General features: G+C 36.3%; 21 protein-coding genes. 12 read left to right on the forward strand and 9 right to left on the reverse strand.

The features are described 5' to 3' along the window. Window positions 1–204 precede the first annotated feature (204 nt). Together GQR59_RS08755 and GQR59_RS08760 are read left to right on the forward strand one after the other, a co-directional pair. Window positions 205–552, forward strand: a complete 348-nt coding sequence (locus tag GQR59_RS08755; protein ID WP_160061695.1) for a helix-turn-helix transcriptional regulator — start codon at window positions 205–207, stop codon at window positions 550–552. Next, window positions 546–1,862 (forward strand): type II toxin-antitoxin system HipA family toxin, encoded by a 1,317-nt coding sequence (locus GQR59_RS08760; RefSeq protein WP_160061697.1) that lies wholly within the window; start codon window positions 546–548, stop codon window positions 1,860–1,862. Before GQR59_RS08755 ends, GQR59_RS08760 begins: the two co-directional genes overlap by 7 nt. Window positions 1,863–2,057: 195 nt before the next feature. On the opposite strand, the gene mdoH is transcribed toward GQR59_RS08760, so the two are convergent. Together mdoH and GQR59_RS08770 are read right to left on the reverse strand one after the other, a co-directional pair. Beyond that, window positions 2,058–4,259: a glucans biosynthesis glucosyltransferase MdoH gene (gene mdoH / locus GQR59_RS08765; protein ID WP_160061699.1), complete on the reverse strand. Its 2,202-nt coding sequence runs from the start codon at window positions 4,257–4,259 to the stop codon at window positions 2,058–2,060. Then, entirely contained in the window at window positions 4,247–5,791 is a 1,545-nt protein-coding gene (locus GQR59_RS08770) for a glucan biosynthesis protein (RefSeq protein WP_442966190.1), read from the reverse strand. The genes mdoH and GQR59_RS08770 overlap by 13 nt, the downstream gene beginning before the upstream one ends. Before the next feature lie 796 nt (window positions 5,792–6,587). Here GQR59_RS08770 and GQR59_RS08775 point away from each other — a divergent pair. Next, complete coding sequence (locus GQR59_RS08775; protein ID WP_160061703.1) at window positions 6,588–7,394, forward strand: Cof-type HAD-IIB family hydrolase; 807 nt, start codon at window positions 6,588–6,590, stop codon at window positions 7,392–7,394. Between the two features lie 182 nt (window positions 7,395–7,576). On the opposite strand, the gene GQR59_RS08780 is transcribed toward GQR59_RS08775, so the two are convergent. Beyond that, window positions 7,577–9,214 carry a cation:proton antiporter domain-containing protein gene (locus GQR59_RS08780; protein WP_160061705.1) on the reverse strand — a complete coding sequence of 546 codons (1,638 nt, stop codon included), beginning with the start codon at window positions 9,212–9,214 and terminating at the stop codon, window positions 7,577–7,579. Window positions 9,215–10,134: 920 nt separating this feature from the next. On the opposite strand from GQR59_RS08780, the gene nhaD reads away from it, so the two are divergent. Continuing rightward, entirely contained in the window at window positions 10,135–11,499 is a 1,365-nt protein-coding gene (gene nhaD, locus GQR59_RS08785; RefSeq protein ID WP_160061707.1) for a sodium:proton antiporter NhaD, read from the forward strand. 323 nt (window positions 11,500–11,822) lie between these two features. Next, the gene (gene arfA / locus GQR59_RS08790) at window positions 11,823–12,044 is read left to right on the forward strand and encodes an alternative ribosome rescue factor ArfA (protein WP_160061709.1); all 222 of its coding nucleotides are present in this window, start codon (window positions 11,823–11,825) and stop codon (window positions 12,042–12,044) included. Between the two features lie 412 nt (window positions 12,045–12,456). Here the strand turns inward: arfA and GQR59_RS08795 are convergent, their stop codons facing one another. From GQR59_RS08795 to GQR59_RS08810, 4 genes are all read right to left on the reverse strand, one after another. Then, window positions 12,457–13,074 (reverse strand): alpha-ketoglutarate-dependent dioxygenase AlkB family protein, encoded by a 618-nt coding sequence (locus tag GQR59_RS08795; protein ID WP_160061711.1) that lies wholly within the window; start codon window positions 13,072–13,074, stop codon window positions 12,457–12,459. A gap of 295 nt (window positions 13,075–13,369) precedes the next feature. Continuing rightward, the gene (gene pcp, locus GQR59_RS08800; protein WP_160061713.1) at window positions 13,370–14,008 is read right to left on the reverse strand and encodes a pyroglutamyl-peptidase I; all 639 of its coding nucleotides are present in this window, start codon (window positions 14,006–14,008) and stop codon (window positions 13,370–13,372) included. Window positions 14,009–14,016: 8 nt separating this feature from the next. Further along, a complete protein-coding gene (locus GQR59_RS08805; RefSeq protein WP_160061715.1) occupies window positions 14,017–14,922 on the reverse strand; it encodes a DUF979 domain-containing protein in 906 nt (301 codons plus the stop codon). Next, window positions 14,916–15,608, reverse strand: a complete 693-nt coding sequence (locus GQR59_RS08810; RefSeq protein ID WP_160061717.1) for a DUF969 domain-containing protein — start codon at window positions 15,606–15,608, stop codon at window positions 14,916–14,918. Before GQR59_RS08810 ends, GQR59_RS08805 begins: the two co-directional genes overlap by 7 nt. A gap of 598 nt (window positions 15,609–16,206) precedes the next feature. Between GQR59_RS08810 and GQR59_RS08815 the strand changes: the two genes are divergently transcribed. Genes GQR59_RS08815 through GQR59_RS08845 form a run of 7 tightly spaced genes read left to right on the forward strand, consistent with a single transcriptional unit; the run spans window position 16,207 to window position 22,004 of the window. After that, window positions 16,207–17,172: a TRAP transporter substrate-binding protein gene (locus GQR59_RS08815; protein ID WP_236546696.1), complete on the forward strand. Its 966-nt coding sequence runs from the start codon at window positions 16,207–16,209 to the stop codon at window positions 17,170–17,172. A 42-nt stretch (window positions 17,173–17,214) separates the two neighbouring features. Next, a complete protein-coding gene (locus tag GQR59_RS08820; RefSeq protein WP_160061719.1) occupies window positions 17,215–17,775 on the forward strand; it encodes a TRAP transporter small permease in 561 nt (186 codons plus the stop codon). Then, window positions 17,775–19,079: a TRAP transporter large permease gene (locus GQR59_RS08825; RefSeq protein ID WP_160061721.1), complete on the forward strand. Its 1,305-nt coding sequence runs from the start codon at window positions 17,775–17,777 to the stop codon at window positions 19,077–19,079. The genes GQR59_RS08820 and GQR59_RS08825 overlap by 1 nt, the downstream gene beginning before the upstream one ends. A gap of 4 nt (window positions 19,080–19,083) precedes the next feature. After that, window positions 19,084–19,620 carry a winged helix DNA-binding protein gene (locus tag GQR59_RS08830; protein ID WP_160061723.1) on the forward strand — a complete coding sequence of 179 codons (537 nt, stop codon included), beginning with the start codon at window positions 19,084–19,086 and terminating at the stop codon, window positions 19,618–19,620. Window positions 19,621–19,634: 14 nt separating this feature from the next. After that, the gene (locus GQR59_RS08835; RefSeq protein ID WP_160061725.1) at window positions 19,635–20,390 is read left to right on the forward strand and encodes a 5-oxoprolinase subunit PxpA; all 756 of its coding nucleotides are present in this window, start codon (window positions 19,635–19,637) and stop codon (window positions 20,388–20,390) included. After that, window positions 20,381–21,064 carry a 5-oxoprolinase subunit PxpB gene (gene pxpB, locus GQR59_RS08840; protein ID WP_160061727.1) on the forward strand — a complete coding sequence of 228 codons (684 nt, stop codon included), beginning with the start codon at window positions 20,381–20,383 and terminating at the stop codon, window positions 21,062–21,064. The genes GQR59_RS08835 and pxpB overlap by 10 nt, the downstream gene beginning before the upstream one ends. Before the next feature lie 16 nt (window positions 21,065–21,080). Then, window positions 21,081–22,004 (forward strand): biotin-dependent carboxyltransferase family protein, encoded by a 924-nt coding sequence (locus tag GQR59_RS08845; RefSeq protein ID WP_160061729.1) that lies wholly within the window; start codon window positions 21,081–21,083, stop codon window positions 22,002–22,004. A gap of 123 nt (window positions 22,005–22,127) precedes the next feature. Here GQR59_RS08845 and GQR59_RS08850 read toward each other — a convergent pair whose 3' ends face one another. Both GQR59_RS08850 and GQR59_RS08855 read right to left on the reverse strand, forming a co-directional pair. Then, entirely contained in the window at window positions 22,128–22,613 is a 486-nt protein-coding gene (locus GQR59_RS08850) for a hypothetical protein (protein WP_236546697.1), read from the reverse strand. 472 nt (window positions 22,614–23,085) lie between these two features. Beyond that, on the reverse strand, window positions 23,086–24,990 hold the full coding sequence (locus tag GQR59_RS08855; RefSeq protein ID WP_160061731.1) for a TRAP transporter permease: 1,905 nt from the start codon (window positions 24,988–24,990) through the stop codon (window positions 23,086–23,088). Window positions 24,991–25,086 lie beyond the last annotated feature (96 nt).

Here is a 25,086-nt window from a genome sequence, read left to right on the forward strand (position 1 = left end):
ACACCCATTAAAATGGTATTTATGGATAATATATAGCATTAAAGACCATTTTAATGTTTTTTTAAAAAACGAAAAAATCACAGGTCACAAGAACCAATAAAACGGTATTTAATACTTAAATTAAGCAATAACAACCACTTTAATAGTATTAGTTAACTTTATTTTCCCACGTGGTATAGTGTTATTAATAGAAACGGAGGTAGCATGAATATTAATGATAGTCCGAGAGTTATAGCAGAAATATTAGGTGAACGACTTAAACAAGCACGTTTAAATGCAAACCTTTCTCAAGAAGCACTCGCTTTAATGGTCGGCTTATCTAAAAATACTATTATTAACGTTGAAATAGGAAGAACTAAGCTAGAAACAATGATTGCTGTTATGCAAGGTCTTGGTTTGCTTGACCAACTCTCTCTTTTCCTTCCGGAGCAACCCGTTTCACCAATACAAATAGCTAAAATGAAAGGTACAGAACGTAAACGCGCCTCTAAAAATACAACCCAATTAGATAAGCTAAAAAATAACAATCAAGAGAGTGAACTCGAATGGTAGAAGCAGTCAGTGTTAAATATAAAGAGCATGAAGTCGGTGCGCTAAGCTTTAATAGTGAGACGGGCTTAGGTGCTTTTGAGTATGACGCCAGTTTCATCCGTAAAGGCATTGAGCTTTCACCTCTTAAAATGCCTTTATCGAAAAATATCTATAGCTTCCCTGGTCTTGAAAGAGAAACCTTTAAAGGACTACCTGGTTTAATTGCAGATTCACTCCCTGATGACTTTGGTAACTCAGTATTAAATGCATGGGTTGCAAGTCAAGGTCGAACACCAGACAGTATATCGCCACTTGAAAGACTGCAATATACAGGAAAACGAGGAATGGGTGCATTAACTTACTCCCCTGCAACTCAAGTTAAAAAATTTAATGCTTCAAATAAAATAGAAATACAATCACTAGTGTCCGTTGCACAAGAAATATTAACAGAAAGAGATAACTTTAGTGCTGAACTAAAACATCCAGACCAACAAGACAAACAAGCAATGCTATCGCTTATGTCTGTAGGAATGAGTGCGGGTGGCGCAAGACCTAAAGCCGTATTAGCTTTTAATGAAGACTTCACACAAGTTAGATCAGGTCAAACCAACGTTCCAGTAGGCTATAAACATTATTTAATGAAGTTTGACGGTGTAAGTGAGCACAATAAAAGTAGTGAAACATTTGGTGACCCAATGGGTTTTGGCGCGATGGAATATGTTTATTATTTAATGGCTCGTAGCTGTGGCATTACTATGACTGATTGCCATTTATTAAATGAAGGGGAAAGACGGCACTTTATCACTGAACGGTTTGATAGGATCGGGAATCAAAAAGTTCATACGCAAACTCTTAACGGTCTGGCACATGTAAGCTATAAACAGCCAGGTTCTTTTTCCTATGAGGAATTGATAGGCATAGCCAGACAATTAAAATTAAGCCAAGTAGAAGCAATGCAACTATTTAAACGTATGGTATTTAATATAGTAGCAAGAAACCATGATGATCATGCTAAGAACTTTGCATTCATATTAAATGAACAAGATAAGTGGGCATTATCCCCTGCTTATGATATTGCATACAGCTACAAACCCGGTAATAAATGGGTGAATAATCACTGGATGAGTCTTGCAGGTAAAAGAGATAACTTCAATCGTGAAGATTTTTACAAATTCGAACGTCTCAGCCCTATATTTACTAAAGCAAAAATCAATGAAGTGATTGATGAAACGATTGAAATGGTTTCTCGATGGAAAATCTTAGCCATTGAACATGAAGTACCACGTTCATTAATAGAGGAAGTAAATAAAAACTTAAGGTTACACATCTAACGTAAAATTGATCAATCTTTTAACTCGTAGGCATATCTCTTTTATATTCTTTGTTACCCTAATTAAGGTAGTGAACAGATAACATCTTTATGTTGACTGTTCACTATGAGTATCAAGAATCGCTTTGTTAATTGCTTAATTATTCTTTATTTCTTTAGTTATTTAGAATAACTAAAAGTTACTTAGATAAATTAACTACTTAGGTAAATTAGAAAGTGCTTTGAATAGATTCGGTGTGGCTAACACTTCTGTTTGTTCTTGTTTAGTTAAATAACTCACTGCTTGATTGATATCCATAGCTTCACTAATTTTCATAGCGGCAGTTGCTTCAACAGAATTAACCTGCCCACGAGGACGCGGAGGGATATGATCAACAAAAGTCAAATGAATAGCATGCCATTGAGGGTTACTAGCTAATTCTACTAAGTTAGGACAACGCCTTAAAGTTTCTTCGTAAAAAAGACTTATCTCATCCATAGATTGTCGAATCAGCGGTCTTTGAGTCTCATCAGGAGTTTGTAACAAGTGCATTTTTTTTATCAGGCCTCCCAACCACCAAGAGCCAGTCAACATAGATAAAGGTACAGAAAGCAACATACCCGCAATAGCTGGCGATAACCATACTAACAATGCCAAAGAATTGAAATAGGCAGCAAAGGTTAAAAACACACCAAATATCATGTGCCAACGATGTCGATAGAATAAGTATTTAACAGGTAAGCTACCGTCACCACGACGCTGTGGCTCCCAACCAGAATCTTGACCAATTAAAATCGACATAACAGCCCCGCTATGAATCAGCATCATAATAGGTGCAATAAGAGCAGATATAATCACTTCAAGAATGAAACTGAACGTTAATACAATAAAACCACCAGCACTTTTCCTTGATTTTCCATCAAGCATGTATGAAATAAATCCAAGTGTTTTTGGTGTAAATAAAATGATCATCGTAAATATAAACAAACTCAAAGCACGCGCGGCATCCATCGTCGGCCAAGATGGAAAAAATGAAAATTCGTTAGCAAAATATTCAGGTCGAATAAATTCAGCTTGTAAAGAAAGTCCTAGCCCAACCATAATAAGCATTAACCATAGCGGAGAAGATAAATAAGACATAATCCCCGTCAGCAAATGTATACGGCTCACCCAATGTAAGCCTTTAGCTGTAATAATACGACCATGTTGTAAATTACCCTGACACCAACGACGATCTCTAATAGCAAGGTCGGTCATTGTAGGAGGACTCTCTTCATAGGACCCCTCTAAGTCCGAGGCAATAATAACACTCCAACCAGCTCGTCGTATTAACGCGGCTTCAACAAAGTCATGACTAAGAATATGTCCACCAAACGGAGGTGGGCCTTTAAGATCTGGTAAACCCGCAGAAGACATAAATGCTTCACTACGTATAATGGCATTGTGCCCCCAAAAATTACCTTCTTTATCTGTCCACCAAGCAAGGCCACTCCCTACTACAGGCCCATATATACAGGTTGCAAATTGTTGTAATCTAGCCATTAACGTAGTGCCATTAATTAACTGCGGAATAGTTTGAATTAACCCAGTATCAGGATCAGCTTCCATACGACGAGTTAGTTCTACTATCGTATCAGCTTCCATTAAACTATCAGCATCTAATACTAATAAGTGATCATAATTACTGCCCCAACGACGACAAAAATCGGCTACATTACCTGCCTTTCTTGCGGTATTTTTGTGCCTACGACGATAGTACACATTAATCGTTTTACCTATCCGCTCTCGTAATAAATGAAAACAAGTTTCTTCTGCTAAAATGACATCAGGGTCAGTTGTATCACTTATCACAAACCAATCAAACGCACTTCCCTCTCCTAATTTACTAACAGCAGAGGCCATTACGTCAATTGAAGCAAAAACTTGATCGGGTGCTTCATTATAAGTTGGCATTAATACCGCGGTTCTACTCATTAATTTTGTTGTTAAGCACTCAGAGGGACATCGTCTTTGACGAAGCACTAAAAAGAACCCCACAATTGAACTACTAAAAGCGACGGTGATCCAACTAAACGTTAAACCGAATAAAAGTAGAAATAAATATTGAACAAAGGTCACTTGCCCAACAGTCAAGACTGAGCGCATTTCATTGATACCCCAGATAGACAGCAATAAAGCAGAGCCAAGTACTAACAAGCGTCGTCCCCCATGAGAATCACAACCGTTAGCATTGATTGGAGAACGTTTATTTTTTGTATCAAAACTATCTAAGGATTGTGCGGGCATATTGCCGACAACCTGGTCTGGCATTCCTGGTTTAACATCCGATAAACTTGAATGAATTGCTTTAGAACCGTCTACTTTAATATCAGATTGCCTATCAAATTCATCGAGTTTTAAAGAACTTAATTTGTCCATTGATACATCCAAGTTTCTGCTTTACGACCATCTGAAAAAGCTAAGTCTAACCGTAATTCAATTAACTCTAGGTCTAAGGGATCAAGTTCAAATGTAACACGATAGCCATTATTATGAGGGTTATCAGTCACTACGATATTATGAATTTCGCCAGCAGAATTTTTAACGGTTGCTTCAGGAGCTTGCTTTTCAACATTAAGCAATGGGTTAGGAAACTTATAATCAATAACAAATAAGCGTTTGGGTGTTGGTCCATTAATACCAGCACGTCCACTTTTTGTTGAATCAACAATTGCTTCACCTTGTTCAACGGTAGGTTTTGTCCCCCAAAATAAGCGGTAAGAAAATTGATATTCAGAACCAGCGGGAATCACTTTACTAGGAGCCCAATAAGCAACAATATTATCGTTTATTTCAGAGTCAGTGGGAATTTCAACCAACACTACGGCGCCTTTAGACCAATTACCAACAGGTTCAACCCATAAACTAGGACGACGTTCATATTGAGCCTCTAAATCCTCGAAATTATTAAAGTCACGATTGCGTTGAATAAGGCCAAAACCTAACGGTGCATTATCTGAAAAAGCACTAATTTGTAGGTTAGTGGGATTTCGTAATGGACGCCATAACCGTTCCCCTCGTCCATTAACTATCAATAATCCATCAGAGTCATGAACACGAGGACGGAAGTCATCTACATTTTCACGACCGTATGAAGAAAACATAAACATACTTGTTTCAGCGGCTAAACCTACTTTATCTAAATCGACCCGAGGAAAAAGTGTCGCTTCAATGTCCATCACCGTATTTTCACCTGGACGTATAGTAAAACGATAGGATCCTGTTGTGCTCGGACTATCTAACAACGCATAAACAACAATTGAGGCACTTTCATTAGTTGGTTTTTCAATCCAAAAAGCACGAAAACTAGGAAATTCTTCGCCTTCAGGATCCGCTGTTTTTAACGCTAAGCCTCGTGAAGATAATCCATATGCTTGATGTTTACCTAAAGACCTAAAATAACTTCCTCCTTGAAAAACAGCTAGTTCATCGAAGTAGTTTGAATTATTTAAAGGGTTATGCAAACGCAGTCCAGCAAAACCAATATCCTCGGTGGGTAATGGTTTTTGCATGACTTCCCCTGTAGTAAACATGCTAGGGTCATAACGTAAGTGAGTAGAAACACCATCATCCACAATCGCGACTTCCACAGTTTCTTTGAAATAAAAGCCACGATGAAAAAGTTGCATTTGAAATGGTAACTCCCCCCCTGCCCAGATCGAAGAAATTGGATTAAAACGAATATCCCGATATTCATCGTAATTCAAATCTTGCAAACTAGAAGGTAAAGTAAGATTAGGTTCTTGGTAAGCTTCTTTAGACAGTTTACGCGCTAAATCTGTAACCGTGTTACGGTCAAATTTTCCATTAATAGTGTAAAGTGCTTTCGTTGAATTCATCGTTTTTGATGTTTCAGCTTGTGTCACTAAAGGAATAATTGAAATAGTTATACTGGGTAACAAAAAGCCCATTAGACTCAATTTTTTACAAAAGTTGGAACGTAAAGACTTGTGTAATAAATGCATATATTTAAACTCTTAAGTGTTGAATAAAAAACAATTAACTAAACTAACCAGCCAAATAAATTCAATGCAATACAAAATCAATCCTAACGAGATATACGCTTTTTTTGTATTCTCCAAATATAATTAAATAGAATAATATTTTAAAAATACGGAGTAATTCATTTAAGTACTTGATTTAATGATTCGTATATTAGAATTTAAAAATAGTTTTATTTTGATATAAAATAACTTTTAAATTCATAAAAAATACACAATTAGTAATAGTTAAGTAGATAAAACAAAGACTTTCATAACTATCGACTACTAAATGAACTATAAGTTCTAAAATAATCATCAATAGAATGACTTAATACTGAGAGATATTAATGACGATCATAATGTCAGTTGATCCTTCTATAGAGATCTGACTTTTATCTACATTTTTAATTTTTTATTTGTAATACGTGTGGGCTAGAGGCTTTGAAGTAAGATGAAAAACTACATCTGTTTTTTATTTGAGTTGGAGAATAAAAATACAAACTTAATATGACCATAAAACACCAATAAGATGAAGCGAGTACATAAACCTAAGATCATGATTAAAAGCATTAACGACGTACTACAAATTCATTTGATTAAAACATACGACGTTTTCATCAAAAAAACACGGTGAATTAAGGTAGATAAATAGGATATCCAATTTGCATTTCCAACTAATAAGGTTGAGTATATTAACCACTTATTAATCAAGTAGAGAGTGGATATGTATCAGATTGTTGCATCAGATCTGGATGGCACATTGTTGACATCTAAACATCAAATAACAGCTTATACCAAACAAGTCCTCACACAATTACACCAACAAGGAAAAGCCTTTATATTTGCTACAGGCCGACATCATGTAGATGTTGCAGATATGCGCAAAAAAGTTGGTATTCCTGCTTTCATGATCACCTCTAATGGTGCACGTGTTCATAACAGCGACAATCAAATCATTTTTGAAAAGAATATTAATCCACTGATCATTCAAAACATGATGAAAATCCTTGCAACAGATAACACTATTCAAGTTAATTTGTATCAAAAAGATGATTGGTTAGTTAGCCGAGAAGATTTTTACGACACCAATAACCGTGAGCACTTCTCCTATAAAGTCTTTGATATCAATAACCCGCCAGTAGATGGCATCGCAAAGATATTTATAAAACATCAAGATCGAAGCCACGATAAATTGGCGTTATTAGAATCTAAACTTAATCAGTTATTTGCAGATAATGTCCATATCACTTTCTCATCACCTTGTTGTCTTGAAATCATGGATGTAGGTGTATCGAAAGGACAAGCGCTTGAAGCCGTTGCTAAAATAAAAGGTTACGAATTAAAAGATTGCATCGCTTTTGGTGACGGTATGAATGATTTTGAAATGCTTTCAATGGCAGGAAAAGGCTTAATAATGCAAACAGCACATCACAAAGTAAAGGAAGCTTTACCCAACCTTGAAGTAATTGGTAAATGTGACGATGAAGCAGTGGCAAATTACCTTTCTAACTATTTGTTAATAAAAGATTAATCACATTTAACATTATAAAAAAACAAACAAACATTAAACTACTAAGTGATGCTACATGCATTCTAACTATCTTTAAAACAGATAAAAGGTAAGTCTACAGCAAATGGAATTGCAGTAAACTTGTCCTGTTTATTATCTACTCATAGTACTCATGAAGTTAACTATCAATCATTTTTTAAAATCTAATTATGTTCTACAGGCTCTGATGATGCTAAGGCTTTTGTAACTTGGCTATGTTGCACTAACAACATGGCAGTCTCATGCTGTGCATGTACAAAAGAATTAATAGAAAGATCGGCTAGCAGTTCCTTTTCATCTAAGCTATTAATTTTAACCACTAGATTGGCTTGAGGGTGATATTCCAATACTGACTCACAAATTATCTTAATATTTCGAATCGAATTAACCGTCAAAATAATACTAGAAGATAACTCTATTTTGAGTGACTCTAATACTGGTTGTTTATCTAAGTGACCAAAATAAGCGTGATAGCCTCTTTTTCTAGCAATTAAGACATGTTGCAAGTTATCTGAAATGATCAAGAAATTCTTATTTTTACTGTGTAACTCTTTAGCAACTATTCTGCCTAACGTATCAAAACCACAAATAACCGTGTGGTGATCAATCGCTACTGGCGTAATTTTATCTGCTTCAAAAAACTCAGTAACAAACAGAGAAGCCAATTTATAAATATTATTAACCATAAATGGCGTGATGATCATCGATAACACAGTCACCAAAATAAGGAAACCGCCAAGCTCTTCAGACAATAAGTTTTGACTTGTTGCTAAAGCAAAAATAGCAAAGGAAAACTCTCCTACCTGACACAACGCCAATGCAGATTTTATAGAGTCACTTTTATTCGACTCTTGTCTTATTAAAAAGTACACAACTGTTGCTTTAACCAGCATTGTGGTCACTAAAATACCAGCAACTAAATGCAAATGAGTTAAGAAATAAAGGACATCTATTTTAGTGCCGATGGAAAAGAAAAAGGCTCCTAATAATAAATCTTTATAAGAAGCAATATCAGACTCAACTTTTACATGGAAATGACTTTCAGCAATGATCATGCCCGCAATAAAAGCGCCTAAAGAATAAGTAAACCCCATTTCATGAGCAACCAACGACGCACCTAATACAATGGTTAAAACAGAGCCAAGAAACATCTCTTCCATTCTAGCTCTACTTGAAAAGTGTAATAACCATTCAATAATTTTTTTACCTAACGTGAACATGAAGACAATGACTAAACAGGCGTAAAGTGTGGTTTTTAGCAAAACATCACCAACTGATAGCCCTTCTTTTGCTAAAAAACCAATTAACAACAAAATAGGAATAACCGCTAAATCTTGGAATATTAAAATCGCTACCGACTTTTCTCCATAAGGCGTCACAATATCTTTAGATTTTTTAAGATAAGTCACTACGATTGCCGTTGACGATAAACTAAAAGCCAAAGCAATAATAATCGCAGAAGTGGTATCAAGATTAACTAAGTAAAAAGCGATTAAAAAGATAATCACAGAGCTCGCAACAACTTGCACAAAACCATTTACGAAAATTATTTTGCGAAGCTTTTTCAGTTTAGAAAAAGACATTTCTAAACCTATGGTAAACATCAAGAAAACAATACCAAACTCGCCTATTAACTCTAGTGATGAAAGATCTGCATGACCATTAAAATCAAAAATATTACTGATAATGGTGCCCGTGATGATATACCCCACGATGTGTGAAATAGCGAATTTAGTAAGCACAATATTAATAATACTTGCGATGGCTAATGAGATAGCAAGAATAATAAGTATCGAGTCCATGTAGGGCCTTAAGTAAGAGAGTTAGTAGTCAATAATATATAACGTAGATCACATCTCACAAACTATTTTCTCAAAATAAATGGCCAATAATTAATTATTTTTATATTAAAAAAAGATATCTATGCACTTTATTAACAGTTACTTACCGACTACTACGGAATAAAACATCCTATCTTTAACAATATGTAATAAATGATGAAAAATTAAGCATAAAAATATAACTACCCCCATTACCGTACAAGGTGCTTTACTCAGTCATTAGCTTGATTTCAAATCAAGACCCAACATGAATACAATGGCTAGTTCATATCTGTATAGTTGGCTTTCAAGCAAACGACCTAAAGGGCAAGCAGTGAAGTAAACATCTTGGTTGTTAGACAGTATCGATGTTTCTTTATTTTTTACCTCTTAATTATTAACTCTCAAATTATTAGCTCTCTAATTATTAAGAAGACTAATAATCTATGTAGCCTGTAAATTAAAATAAGATAAGACACAAAAGAAAACACTTCAGAAGTAAACATCCCAAGAACACTATGCCTGACCACTAAAGGAACAATAAATAAGTAAACTAATTAAATAATCATACAAATAGACAATATATTGACCGAAGATAAGGTTTTAAGCCAAAAAGTGATTAAACTTTTAACATTCAGATTATTAATGCAAAAATAATTTTTCTAAAAAAATCTTTAACTTATACCGATTAGATTAAATATGTTATCGAAATTTTGCGCTGGAAAAACAGTTCAATTCAAGGCGTAAATTGACGTAAATGGGCATTCCCTTTACGAAATTTACAACGAGGAAGCAGGCTGTTTTAACACGTAAAATAGATAAGCTATTTATTGTGATGGGTATTACACATTAAATGACAATGAAAAATCTATTCGTGCTTACACAGTTTTAAAGGGGATAAAATGACCACAAAAATAGAAGGCGCAGAAGGTGTAATTCATGCTGTTGACTTAGCCGTTAGACCATTTGGTTGGCTATTATTGACCATATTCGTTGTTGGATATTACTTTATTGCAGCGGAAGAAAAATACCATATCAACAAAGCTAAACCCGCCCTGTTCACTGGCACATTTATGTTTATGTTACTCGGTGGATATTACGCAGTAAACGGATTAGATTTTAGAGCATTCGATACTGAAATTGCACATCTTATATTAGAGATTGCAGAAATATTCTTCTTTTTATTCGTTGCAATGACTTTCATCGAAGCGCTCATTGAAAGGAATGTATTTGATGCGTTAAAAGAAAAACTCTTAAAATCAGGGTTTAATTATAAAAAACTGTTTTGGGTAACAGGCCTTCTGGCGTTCTTTATATCACCCGTCGCAGATAACTTAACAACCGCCCTTATTCTTTCAACTGTATTAATCACTATAGAAAAGAACAACAAAGCATTTCTTATCCCTGCCGCCATTAATATCGTTGTAGCAGCAAATGCTGGTGGTGCTTGGTCTCCATTTGGTGATATTACTACATTAATGGCGTGGTCAGCAGGTAAAGGTACATTCATTGACTTCTTGTTCCTATTTCCATCAGCTGTTATTGGTTGGGGCATTACAGCGTTCTTACTGTCTCGATTTGTACCAGAAGGTGCTCCTGAAAAAATTGAAGGAGCAGAACCCGTTAAGATTCACAAAGGTGGTAAAGTCATTATTGGCCTAGGTATTTTCACCATTGCATCAGCAGTATTAGGTAAACAACTCATGCATTTACCACCAATGTGGGGCATGTTATTTGGCCTTTCATTATTACAACTTTACGCATACACACTTAAAAAATATCATAAAAATGATATTCAAATTTATAAGTCTGTTTCAAAAGTTGAAAATGACACCTTGTTATTCTTCTTTGGTATCTTAGCAGCGGTGGGCGCACTTCACTTTGCAGGTTTCTTAAACCACGCAGCTAAACTTTATACATTATTTGATCCTATGTACGTCAACATGGGTGTCGGCTTTTTATCAGCGATTGTTGATAACGTACCTGTGATGTCTGCCGTCTTAAAGTCATCACCAGATATTCCATTAGCACAATGGATGCTGGTGACATTAACGGCAGGTGTAGGGGGTAGCATGATATCTTTCGGTTCTGCTGCAGGTGTTGGCGTAATGGGCAAGCTAAAAGGTATTTATACATTTAGTGCCCACATGAAGTACTCGTGGACAATCGTCATCGGTTATTTTGCTTCAGTAGCCGTTTGGTATATCCAATTCGAAGTGCTTGGGCTTTATATTAAACCAACCGTTCAAGCGATTGCGGGACATTGATTTAAAAAAACATTTTAATCTTTAAAAAATAGAATATGTTCTTTAGCATTGCTTAGGAGCATATTCTTTTCATCTCGCAGTAGCGTGTACAAGCACGATAGCATTTGAAAACAAAATAATTCCCCGACTAATACTTAACTGCTAATGACAAAATACTCATTAGCATTCATACAACGACATAATGTCATGTAAACTGTTCAACAAAATCAGTAGTGATAAAAAAATGGAAGCAAATAAGTAATATTTATTCATTTACTATTGCAATTAACACCACTCAGCGTAAAACGTATTTTTTAAATGTTCTTCAAAGGAGAAGATAGCAAATGGCTAAACACAACAAAAAGGTTAAAGCACAAGCGTTAACCCTAAACTCAGTACCAAAACAAACTGACCTAGCACGTGGTACGATTAACCACTCAGCAATGGCGGCGTTAGTTACCAGTAAAATTTTTTGTATGAGAGTCGTTAAAGCGAAAAAAGGCAAAGGTTCGTTTAACCGTAAAACAAAACACTCTAACCAAAAGTGTTATCAAATAGCAGCTTAAGAGCCATTATTTGATAACACTTTTTTATATTTAATTGAAGATCTAACCCGTAATGTTTAAGACAAGAACATAAACTTGGTCGATACTGTTATTTAAATGCGCTCTTATTTAAATAACAGTATGATTTAAATTAACACACTGCTTATACCAAAAGAATTAATAAGGTGATCATTCTTGCTGGTTAAAATCACCCCTAACTGCGTTGTGAGTTTTGAAGTGAGAACAACTATCTCCTAAAACTCACGACTTATTAGTGTTAATTTTTCCTGCGCAATCTCCGATCACTTATTTAATTCCATTGGTATTAATTTGAAAGTTTATTAAGCTTACTACCTCATAGTGTTAAGCAAGGTTTATCTTTATCGAAATTGATTGTTCAACTAACAGATAAAGTCATTAAGTAAGCCGTCTTTTAAAGCGGTTTAATTAGCCTAAAAGTGAGGTTGACTCTAACTGCTACACTGCGTTGTGTTTTAGTAATACAGTGTTGCCAATGATGTTGTAACGCACCATGCATTAGCAACAAACTGTTATGTTGAAGTTCGCAAGTCAATTTTTGAAGTTTATCTTGATTATGTTTTAATATAAAACGACGAGTATCTCCCAAACTGTATGACGCTATCACAGGATTTTCTCCTAATATTCTCTCATTATCAGCATGGTAACCCACTGAATCTTGTCCATCTCGATATAAGTTTGCAAGTACACAATTAAAGCGATATCCCGTCATAGTTTCTATTTTTGTTTTCAACGATAGCAATTTTGGAGTGAACTCAACTGTTTCATATAACTTTTGATAACCACCCTCAGCACTAACACCGTAATCCCCAAACCAAGCGGTTAAACGCGGTTGTAAGTGACGGTGATCATAAATGGTTATTGACTCCTGTCGCCAAATTGGCGAATTTAACAATTCAGCAAATAGCGCTGAAGCGTCATCCTCTAATAATAATTGCTGCCAACAGGTAACCATGCCATCACTGTTAATAAGTTGAATCGGTGGTTCATCGTCAAAAAGGGACAAAGTCATGAGTAATCCGAAGTTAAATCAAATTGAAGGTATTATATTTAAAAAATATCTTTATAAAAGATTCAGTGTCAAAAAGAATCGCCCATGATGTAAACCTACCTAAATAAACTAAATTACGAATAAAAAAACTGATAAAGCAAGGTTATTGTAGTGTATTTCTCAGTCTAATCAGCTTTGAATAACCAGTTATTATTTCTATGATTTTCTTTGAACGACACAAAATTAACGTCACATCACAATATTATCCATAACTTAATTTAATTACAAAATCCGGTTTTAATTCAAATAAAAAATATTAACAAATCGTCCCTGCCCCAAAGTTGATGTCTTTATCATTATCAACAATGGCTTGTGCTGCAATGGCTAAGCCTTCTACTATAGTGTCTAAAAACATAGTGGGTTTACTGCCATCAATGCATTGATTGGTCATTAAGGGAATATGAACAAAACCGTGGTTGATGTTGGTATCTCGTAGGTAATGTTGAATGCCATAAAAAAGATGATTACAAACAAACGTACCTGCGGTGTTAGACAATTGTGCAGGTATGCCTTTATCTTGCATCGCTTTTACCATCGCTTTAATGGGTAAGGTCGAAAAGTAGGCATCTGGCCCATTTCCCAACACTTTTTGATCAATCGGTTGATTGCCGTCATTGTCGGGAATGCGGTAATCATCAATATTAATAGCGACTCTTTCAGGCGTAATGGCACTACGACCACCAGCTTGCCCTACTGTCATCACATAATCAGGTTTGTGGGTTTCAATTGCGCTAATCACAGCATCAATAGAGGTTTGTAGTACCACGGGAACAGTACATGTTACTACCCTTGCCCCTTTAAGTTGGAGCCCTTCTAATCGTTTAACTGCTTCTAGTGCGGGATTTAGTTCATCTCCGCCAAAGGGTTCAAACCCAGTAATCAATAATGTTTTCATGGTTAACCTCAGAATGCTAAGAAATAGATAAGGAAAGTATTAATCGTCAACATTAATAAACCCGGTACAAGTTGTAGATAGATAATCTGATTTTTGTTTTTCAGCGCAAGCAACGCAGCGGGTACAATATTAAAATTAGCGGCCATTGGTGTCATTAACGTTCCACAATACCCTGACAGCATACCAATTACACCGATGATAATCGGATTACCACCTTGTTCAATCATTAACAATGGAATGGCGACACCGGTGGTAATAACCGCGAAGGCAGCAAAAGCATTGCCCATGATGATAGTAAATAGCGCCATACCAAATGTGTAACACAAGACATAAGCAAATAAGTTATTATTAGGGATGATTTCTTTCACGATTTGAGAGACAGTGTCACCTACGCCCGCTTCCCCAAATAAATAACCAAGTGCGGCTAAAAATTGCGACAAAATAGCAGCCCAACCAATGGTATCAATTAAACGACGGCCTTCATGAACGCTTTGCTGAACCGTGCCTTTTGTGATCACGATTGCCACAATTAAAGCGAGTACAGAACTTATCCCTAATCCAATTAATGCACTAGAATCCGTCGTTTTTGACCATAAAATAGTGCCAACAGGAATAATAATAGCCGGGATAAACAAACTATTTTTTAGGTTTTTAGCACTTTCCATTCTAAATTTTTCTTCAGAATGTCCGTAACTGCCGATTCCCATCAGTCCACATGCCGCTATTAAGGTCATCATCAAGACCATCACGCCTACAAACCAATCCGGTAGCATTACGCCAAAAGTAAATGAGAAACCATAAATTAACCAAAACAGCCCGGTTCCAATGCGTTTTTTATTGCTTTTATCAGCAAACGTTTGCGCTGCGAATATTATTAATAAAAGCCCAGTGGCTTGATATACATATTCTAACATTCTGATTCCTCCGATGCTTTTAATACCGCAATCGCTTTCTTTTGTTCAATTTTTGAAAAGATAAAGAAAATAATAATAGAGGCTAAGGCAGAAGGAAGTGCCCAGACGTACATGTCATCAAGCTCCATTGTATAACCCGCTTCATTTAACACACCTTTAATCAGTAACAAACCACCACTGCCAATAAATATAAGTTGGCTAAAAAAGTTACCAAAATTTTCACTGACTGCAGCAAAGGCTCTCACACGCAAGCGTTGATTGTCTGTAATGCTTGGATTTTCCGTCACGGCTGCAGCTTCGGCCATTGGCGCTATCAGTGGGCGAACCATTGAAGGATGCCCTCCTAAACTTAATCCCATTGCATTGGTGACCTTTCTTAGTATCAAATAAGCAAAAGTGACTTTACTAACAGAGGCGTTTTTCATCGACGAAATGAGGATTTCAGCGCGCTCCTTCAATCCATAATGCTCTAGCAAACCAATCATAGGCAGAATAAGAATAAACAAAGACATATAACGATTCTGAGTAAATGAAGAACCTAAAATACTGAGTATTTCTATTATTTGTAAATGTGCAATCAATCCAGTGACTACACCCGCAATAAGAATAACAAGTAAAGTATTTAACCTTAACATGAACCCAATTGTGATTATCGCTATGCCAATTAATGGCCAAAAATCAATCATTGTAACTTTTCCCTATAGTTATGTTTTATCGGTATAAACCTTTCTACTCATTACTTATGGATACTTGTAATTAATATAAAGATCTCAATCAAATGCGATTTACATGTGTTTTACATATATATCGAACTCATTTAACAGCATCATCTGTGCCATTAATTTTTTTAAGTTGAATAATTCAAAAAAAATATCGTGAGTGCCCATAAGCCGTGCCTCAATCAGTATCAATTAAATATTGCTCGTCTAATAACAAAAATTTTGTAAGTAATATTGAGCCTGACAAATGTGTTTCAGTGCACTGTTTTGGTGTGTAACGCCCCAAGATAGCGTGAAAATCCACTACCTAATTCAATACTGACAACTAAAACTGACTTTGCATGCAGTATTCAATATTTGAAACGTTCAAAAAATATAATCATATAAATCAGTATATTGTGTGAATTTTTAGTATGAAAATCGTTTTGTGATCAATAAATGTGCTGAAGATCCAACCATTTGGTATGTAATGTGCAGTGATTGTGAATGAAATGTAAAACAAATACGATTTACACGTAATATGTAATTGAATTGTTATTTTTAGTTAATTGATAAGGGATAATCTATGAAAATGTTCAAATTGGCAGCACTCACTCTTGCAGTGATCAGTTCAGCAACAACTTCTGCGGCAACACGTTGGGATATGGCAACCCCTTATGTGGATGCGACACACCATACTCAAAATAATATTCAATTTGCTGAAGATGTTAAAACAGCAACGAATGGAGAATTAGAAATTATCATCCATTCAGGTGCTTCGTTAATTAAACATAAAGAAATCCCTAAAGCAGTTCGTAGCCAGCAAGTTCCTATTGGTGAAGTTTTTATTGGGATAATGGGAAATGATGATCCCATTTACAAATTAGATAATATTCCTTTTTTAGCGACTGACTTCGATCAAGCGAAAAAACTATACGCAATATCTAAAGCAGCGCTTGAAGCTAAATTAGATGAAGATGGTCTGATGTTGTTGTATTCAGTACCTTGGCCACCACAAGGTATCTACAGCCAAGAACCTGTCAATAAAATCGAAGACTTTAAAGGGGCAAAATTACGTTCTTATAGCTCTACACTTTCTCGCTTAGCTATTCTTTTAGAAGCCTCTCCAACAACAGTACAAACAGTTGAAATTCCTCAAGCATTCTCAACAGGTATTGTGGATATGATGATCACGTCACCAACCACAGGTGTAAGCAGTCAGTCTTGGGATTACGTTAGTCACTATACTGATGTTCAGGCATGGATCCCGAAAAATATGGTTATCGTAAATAAGCGTGCATTTAGACGTTTAGATAAACCGGTACAGTCTGCTCTGTTAGCTGCTGCTGCAAAAGCTGAAACACGTGGTTGGGAAATAGCTATACAAGAAACCAAAGATAAAACGGCTGAATTAGCTGCACACGGAATGACAGTCACAGAGCCTAGCGAAATATTAATGACCGAACTTAAAAAAGTAGGTGAAAATATGGCCGCAGAATGGGCAGAAGAAGCAGGAAGTAAAGGCAAAGCCTTGTTAGAAGAATACAAGTAACACATTTACCTTTATTAATAACCCATTAAGGAGAGCCTGATAATGAGAACAGTATTAGATAAACTCTATTTTTTTTCTGGTGCATTATCAGGACTTTGCATTGTTGCCATATGTGTCGTCATTTTAGCGCGCGTTATCGGTAGGTGGTTTAGCATTGAAATTCCATCAAGCGACGATTTTGCTGGCTTTTTATTAGCAGCTGCCAGCTTTTTAGGATTGGCTTATACCTTTCGCAGTGGCGACCATATCAGGGTTAATTTATTTATCTCTAGGTTACCAGCTTCTTTAAATCGCTGGATAGAACGGTTTATTTTAATCATTGGTTCCATACTGATCATTTATCTTACCTGGCAGTTGGCTTTATTGGCATTGGAATCACATGAATATAACGATTTATCATCTGGCTATATTCCAGTTCCGCTTTGGATAGTCCAATTACCCCTGGGCATAGGTATGGTTACTTTCAGCATTGCTATTCTTGACCAAATCTTTTGCCATCTATTTTTCGGGCAAATGTTACCAAAGTCGGAAGAGGAAGCATTAGCTGATAGCCAACAAATCGATATAACAACCCCAGATTCATTAAACACGGAGCGTCAATAATGAATGAGATGATGATTGGATTTATTTTACTGTGTATTTTATTTGCTTTATTAGCCAGTGGCTTTTGGGTTGCTTTTACATTAATTGCAGTTTCAATTACAGGCTTGGTATTAATTGGCAATGATAACTTTGGCTTGTTATTTGGTACCTCAACCTGGGCATCCGTTTCCGATTGGTCTTTAGCTGCCTTACCGTTATTTATTTGGATGGGTGAAATACTGTTCAGATCGAATCTATCAAAAGATTTATTTAAAGGTTTAACGCCGTGGCTGAGTCGTGTACCCGGTAAACTATTGCACGTTAATATTTTAAGTTGTGGTATTTTTGCGGCGGTATCAGGTTCGTCTGCAGCAACGGCAGCTACCATAGGTAAAATGACATTACCTGAGCTTAAACGCCAGGGTTACGATGATAAAATGGCCATCGCAACCTTAGCAGGTTCCGGTACATTAGGTTTACTGATACCACCTTCTATTATTTTAATTGTTTACGGCGTTGCTGCTGAGGTCTCTATCGGTCGTTTGTTTATGGCGGGTGCATTACCCGGCATCATGCTGGTTATTTTGTTTATGGGATATACGGCTTTTTGGTCTTATAGACACGCGAATAAAACGCCACAAACAGAAAGAATTTATACCTGGTCTGAAAAGTTTTCATCACTGTTACGCTTAATTCCTATTGGCACGTTGATATTTTTTATCATTGGTTCAATTTACGCAGGATTAACCACCCCGACTGAAGCAGCAGCTTTTGGTGTAGTTGGTTCCTTAATTTTAGCGGCGACAAGTCGTTCATTATCGATGAATACGTTTATTGATAGCTTAATGGGTGCAGTCAAAACCTCATGTATGATCATCTTTATACTCGTCGGTGCTGCGTTTCTTACAATGGCAATGGGCTTTATTGGTATACCACGTATGTTGGCAGAAAATATAGCGTTATTAGAATTATCGCCTTATATGCTGCTTTTTATATTAACCATTATGTTTATTATACTGGGTTGCTTTTTAGATGGTATTTCTGTTGTGGTATTAACGACTTCAATTGTTCTACCAATGGTAATGGAAGCTGGAATCGATCCCCTCTGGTTCGGTATTTATATTGTACTCGTCGTAGAAATGTCTCAAATTACCCCGCCTGTTGGTTTTAATTTATTTGTTATTCAAAGCCTAACTGGGCGAAATATACTTTTTGTCGCCAAAGCGGCCTTACCCTTTTTCTTTTTACTACTTGCCGCTGTTTTAATTGTCACGATTTTTCCACAAATTGTCACTTGGCTACCACACACAATGACTAGAGGTTAACAACATGGTTAAAGAAACCAATACCAATAAAGATAAAAATGAATATATCCCTATTTTATCATCTTCACATTTAGGTGGCGAAAATGCACAGGCATTAAGTGAATTCGAATATGGCTTAGTCATGGTTAACAACGCGTTTCAACGTTGGATGCAATCATGTAGTACCGCTTGTGAACAACATAATTTAAGTACTTTAGATAACCTAGTTATTCATAACATTTATCATCGCGAGCGTGCAAAACGCATCACTGATGTGGCTTTCACCTTAAATTTAGACGATAGCCATAACGTTTCATACTCTGTGAGAAAATTAGTTAAATGCGATATGTTAAAACACGAAAAGCGTGGAAAAGAAACGTATTACAGCGTCACAGCTGCCGGTAAAAAATATTGCTTAGAATATGCAAAAATTCGTGAAAAGTGTCTGATTCAAGCACTTGACCATCTGTCTGTCGATAGCTCACTCAGTGAGGTGGCTAAATTAATGCGTACCCTTTCAGGTGTGTATGCGCAAGCTTCAAGAGCAGCAAGTTCTCTATAAATAAGGAAAATTCAATGTTAATTAATTGTGATATGGGTGAAAGCTACGGTGCTTGGGAAATGGGCCAAGATAAAGAAATAATGCCTTTTGTCGATATGGCGAATATTGCCTGTGGTATGCACGCATCTGACCCGAGTGTAATGTTAAGGACGGTACGCTATGCAAAAGAGCACGACGTAAGCATAGGTGCTCACCCTGGATTTCCTGATTTACAAGGTTTTGGACGACGCTTCATAGAGATGCCTACAGAAGAATTAAAAGCCTATGTTATTTATCAATTAGGTGCTTTAAATGGTATTTGCCAAAGTGAAGGTGTTTCCATCAGTTATGTAAAACCACATGGTGCGCTTTATAATGCCATGATGAAGAAAGACGAGATTTACATCGCGTTACTCGAAGTCATTGCTAGCTATGATATTAATTTGCCTTTAACGATTATGGCCGTACCTGATCATCTTCATTACTCAACCTTAGCGGAGCAATACGGCGTTAAATTAATATTCGAAGCCTTTGTTGACCGTACCTACCTTTCAGACGGTCGTTTAACATCAAGAACTCAACCTGGGGCATGCCATGACGATTTAGCCGTTATTTGTACGCAAGCTATGAAACTCATCTCTGAACAATCGGTAACCAGTATTGACGGTCAAGAAGTAAAGATTAAAGCAGATACCTTATGCATACATGGTGATGGAAAACTAGCAGCTGATATTGCAAAAACCTTAAGAAAAAGCATCACTGAATACACAGAGTCAATGAAATGCAAGTAAAGCTAGTTAACGAGAATAGCCTTATCATCTATTTTGCAGAATCAGTCAGTATTGAGACGGCTGATTTTATTAACTATGTTTACCATCGATTAAATGAAGACTTAGGTGATGTCATTGAAAATATTATCCCTTCTTATACCTCTATTTTATTGAGCTGTCATTCTCGTAAAATTGGTTTGCAAGCATTTTTAAGGCTGGTTAATAGTGCGCTAAATAACTTACAATCAAACCAAATTGATGACTTTAAACCTGAGCAAATTGAACTACCCGTTTACTATGGAGAAGAAGTTGCCTTAGATCATGAAGATATTTCGCAACATACCGGATTACCCTTTTCAGAAATAATTAAACTGCATACCAGTGAATATTACCGTGTTTTCGCTATTGGCTTTGCACCAGGTTTTGCTTTTTTAGGCAATATTCCCACACAAATAGCCATGCCGCGCAAGAAGAGCCCAAGAACAAAGGTACCAAAAGGCAGTGTTGCTATTGCAGATAGGCAAACGGCAGTATATCCGAATCAATCTCCCGGTGGTTGGCAGATTATAGGACGGACTCCTGTTAATTTACTTGATATTACAACAAAGAATTTGAGTAAATTTTCAATGGGCGATCAAGTGAAATTCAAAGCAATAGATAAACAAACATTTCTAGCCATGGGTGGCATACTTTAAAGGTGACAAGCAATCAATGACATTACGAATTAAGCAAGCAGGTGCATTAAGTTTAATCCAAGACCTCGGACGCTTTGGTTATCAAGATGTTGGGGTAACAGTAGGCGGTCCAATGGATAATCATGCTTTTTACTGGGCAAACCGATTACTGGATAACCCACCAAACGCTTCGCAAATTGAAATTACTATGGGCCCTTTTGCTGCTATTTTTGAAAAACCGACCACTTTCTCTCTTTGTGGCGCAGAAGTAGTCGCAAAGTTAAATAATCAAATAATCAGTAATTGGCACTCATGTTTAGCAAAATCAGGTGATGTTTTGTCCTTAAGTTTTCCTAAAAAAGGCTTGCGTACTTATCTTGCAATCGCTGGCGGCTTTGACGTACCTAAAACGCTTGGGAGCACGAGTACTGTTGTCAGAGACCAATTCGGTGGAATGACACAACAAGGTGACAAATTACGTGATGGCGATACCCTACCTTATCAACCTAACGTGTCTTTATTTTGTCGTGGTGTACTAAAACAATTTATCCCTGACTACGCTGAGACAATCAGGATAGGTGTGCTGCCAACTTATCAATTTGATCAATTTGATGAAAAAGCGATCAATACTTTTTTAAACGAGATTTATACCGTAACACCTTTAATTGATAGAATGGGTTATCGACTTGAAGGTGCGACGATTGATTTTCCTGATCAACATTTTATTTCTGAAGGCATTGTACCGGGCTCGATTCAAATTCCAGCCAATGGGCAACCAATCGTATTAATGCGAGATAGACAGTCCATTGGTGGTTATCCAAAAATAGGTTGCGTTTGTAATAGAGATCTCAACTTACTGGCACAAGCGACGCCTGGCACCAAGATACAGTTTTTCCTACAAGATTTATTGGAAGCTGAAGCGGAACTTCAACAAGAACAGCATTATTTTTTCAATCTATGACAAATCAATTTATGATGATAGGTATAACAAATTTAAACTTTTGGTAAAAAGACTAAACTTAAAAGCCTAATCAACATAAATGACAGAGCTTATAAACAGGTCAAAAAATTTTGATTAATAAGCTTAAAATTTTCCTATCGCTAAAACGGTTTTAGCAGTAACCATATTGCCTTTCATTGTTTTTATTGTTTTTATTGTTTTTATTGTCACATAATAAGCATGATTATTACCGCCTGAACAAGGTGGCATGTATGCCCCTTCTTTATCCCATCCTGCGCCGCGATGAGCTTCAATGATGGTGAATTTTATAGGTAAGTAAAATGAATGTCCTGGTACTGATGGAATATCTACTACTTTAGACATTGCATCAATACTATAACTCATACGACCATGTCCTCCGTTATCCATTTTTTTAGAGTCACGGTCACTATATTCTAAAACAATTGAATCAGAACCTGATGGAAAATCCATTACATGCAAATTAGGCATTGCCGTGCTTTCCCCACCAAATTTATCACATTGCTGTTCAACGGGGATTTTTACACCATCCCACACTATCGGATAGTTTAACTTTAAGTGCTGAAGCATACGTAGAGAAAGATGAAGCAATAATACCAATCACACTAATTAAGTTATCTAAACTTTATGCAGGAAGAAGGATTTGCTCTAAGGCTAAAATTTAGCCTTTCGAAGATTAATATCAATCACACTAATTAACTGATTTATTTTACTGGTTAAAATAACTTATTTCTTTGTTGTAAATTTCGTAAAGGGAACAACCATTTAGCTCAATTTACGCCTTAAACTAAGACATTTTTCCTGCGTAAAATTTAGATCACTTATTTAATGTAATCGGTATAACTTCGTTTATCGTCTATCGGAGAGTTAACCAAAAGATGTTAATTCTTTAATGGTTGTTTCTTTTTGCAAAAATTACAACGAAGAAATAAGTTTTTTTAACGAGTCAAATACAAAATAAGTTCAACTTGATAAGTTCAACTTGACAAGTTAAACACAATGTATAAAACGCTATTGAATGGTGGTCACTCAATAGCGTAATGGTTACTTGGTTAATGGAAGGTTAAGAATTTACTGCAGCTTGTTCGATAACTTCATTTTTTGATAAACGATAATTGATCAACGTTACCACCACAATCACTACAATACCGGCAAGATTGATATAAAGGTAAGGTACTAACATTGTAAAACCTGACACGAGTAACATTGTACGGGCTGGTAACGATAATTTCGTCGCTAAACGCCCTTCGATCGTTCCTGCAAAAGCAATAATCAAACCAACGGTTAAAATAATTGCAATAATGAAATCTACATTCTTCCCTTCCATCCAAATAAGACCTGAAAAAGCCATCATAATCGGAATGATAAAGAAGCCCTGTGCGAGTTTAAAGGCTTGAATAGCAGACTTCATAGGAGATGTATTAGCAATCCCTGCTGCAGCAAATGCCGCTAATGCGATAGGAGGGGTAACATTAGATGTTTGTGATAGCCAAAATACAATCATATGGGCAGCTAATAACCCAACGCCTAACTCAGTCAAGCTTGGAACAGCCATAATCGATAATACGATATAAGCTGCCGTTACTGGTAAGCCCATCCCTAAAATAACCGCTGCTATGGCAATAAGACCTAATACGGACCACAGATAGCCTCCTGACAACGCCATTAAGAACTGTGTAAATTGCAAACCAATACCTGTTTGTCCTACTACCCCCACAACAATACCAGCGGTACCACAAGCAACTGAAATAGGCAACGCAAGTAACGCACCTTCTTTCAGACCTTCAAAGAATACGGGGATAGTGATACGACTATGCTTACGACACATTGCAGCAACTAAAATAGCAACACAACCAGCAATACCAACCAAAATTGGTGAGTAGCTCATTAACAATAGACTCGTTATTAAAATTAATGGCACTAAAAAATGCCAGCCATTTTTCAAAACGACAGATATTTTTTCAGTAATTTCCATGCCTTCTAACCCTAATTTACATGCCATTAAATGAACGTAAAGTAAGGTACAAGCAAAATATAGAATAGCGGGCGCGATAGAAACTAATAAGATTTCACTATAAGGAATACCTGTAAATTGTGCCATTACAAAAGCACCCGCTCCCATTACTGGCGGCATGATTTGTCCCCCCGTTGATGCAGCAGCTTCAATCCCTGCAGCTTGCTCTGGTTTATAACCAAGCTTTTTCATCATTGGAATGGTTAAAGCACCTGTTGTTACCGTATTAGCAATAGCAGATCCTGATATTGACCCTAAAGCTGCTGAAGCAATAACACTGGCTTTAGCTGGTCCACCTCGATATTTACCTGCAATAGAAAATGAAGCATCAATAAAGAACTTTCCAGCTCCAGTGACTTGGAGAAATGCTCCAAATAAGACAAAGATGAAAACAACCCCAGCAGCAATAGCAAGTGGTGCACCATATACTCCATTAGTTGAATAGATATGAAATCTAACAATTTCTTCTATTGAAAATCCCTTACTAGCAACAGAAGCAGGTAAGTAATTACCAAAAATGGCATAGGCTAAAAATAATGCAGCAATCAAAACCATAACAGTCCCAACAGTACGACGGGTTGCTTCAAGTAATAACACTAGAATGATTAAACCTGATAATTGGTCAAGAAATGTTAACCCGTCCATTAAAAATGAGATGTCATCATAATCGAAATAAATAATATGATAAGAAGCCCAAGCAATCGCGGCAATAAATACTACATCGATTAAACGTCCGGCAAGATAAAGCAGGGTCGATTGTTGAGATTTAATTAAAGGGATTGTAAAAAAAACTAATATTAACGCCCAGCTTAAATGAACAGGTCTAAATACAGGGGCTGATAAGTCTGCGGTGATGCCTTGCCAAATTTGAAATACAGATAACGAAATTGCAGCAAGAGCAGCAATTAATACCATTTTGTCCGAGACCCATTTACTTGTTGTTGATTCACTCATTTGACTCTCCGAAGGCAGTATGGAAACCACCTTCTCACTCATTATTGTTATTATTGTGGCTTCGTATGAAGGCTTGTATTTGATTACAGTAGATTT

Origin of the sequence: Psychromonas sp. L1A2 (assembly GCF_009828855.1) — a bacterium.
GTDB lineage: Bacteria > Pseudomonadota > Gammaproteobacteria > Enterobacterales > Psychromonadaceae > Psychromonas.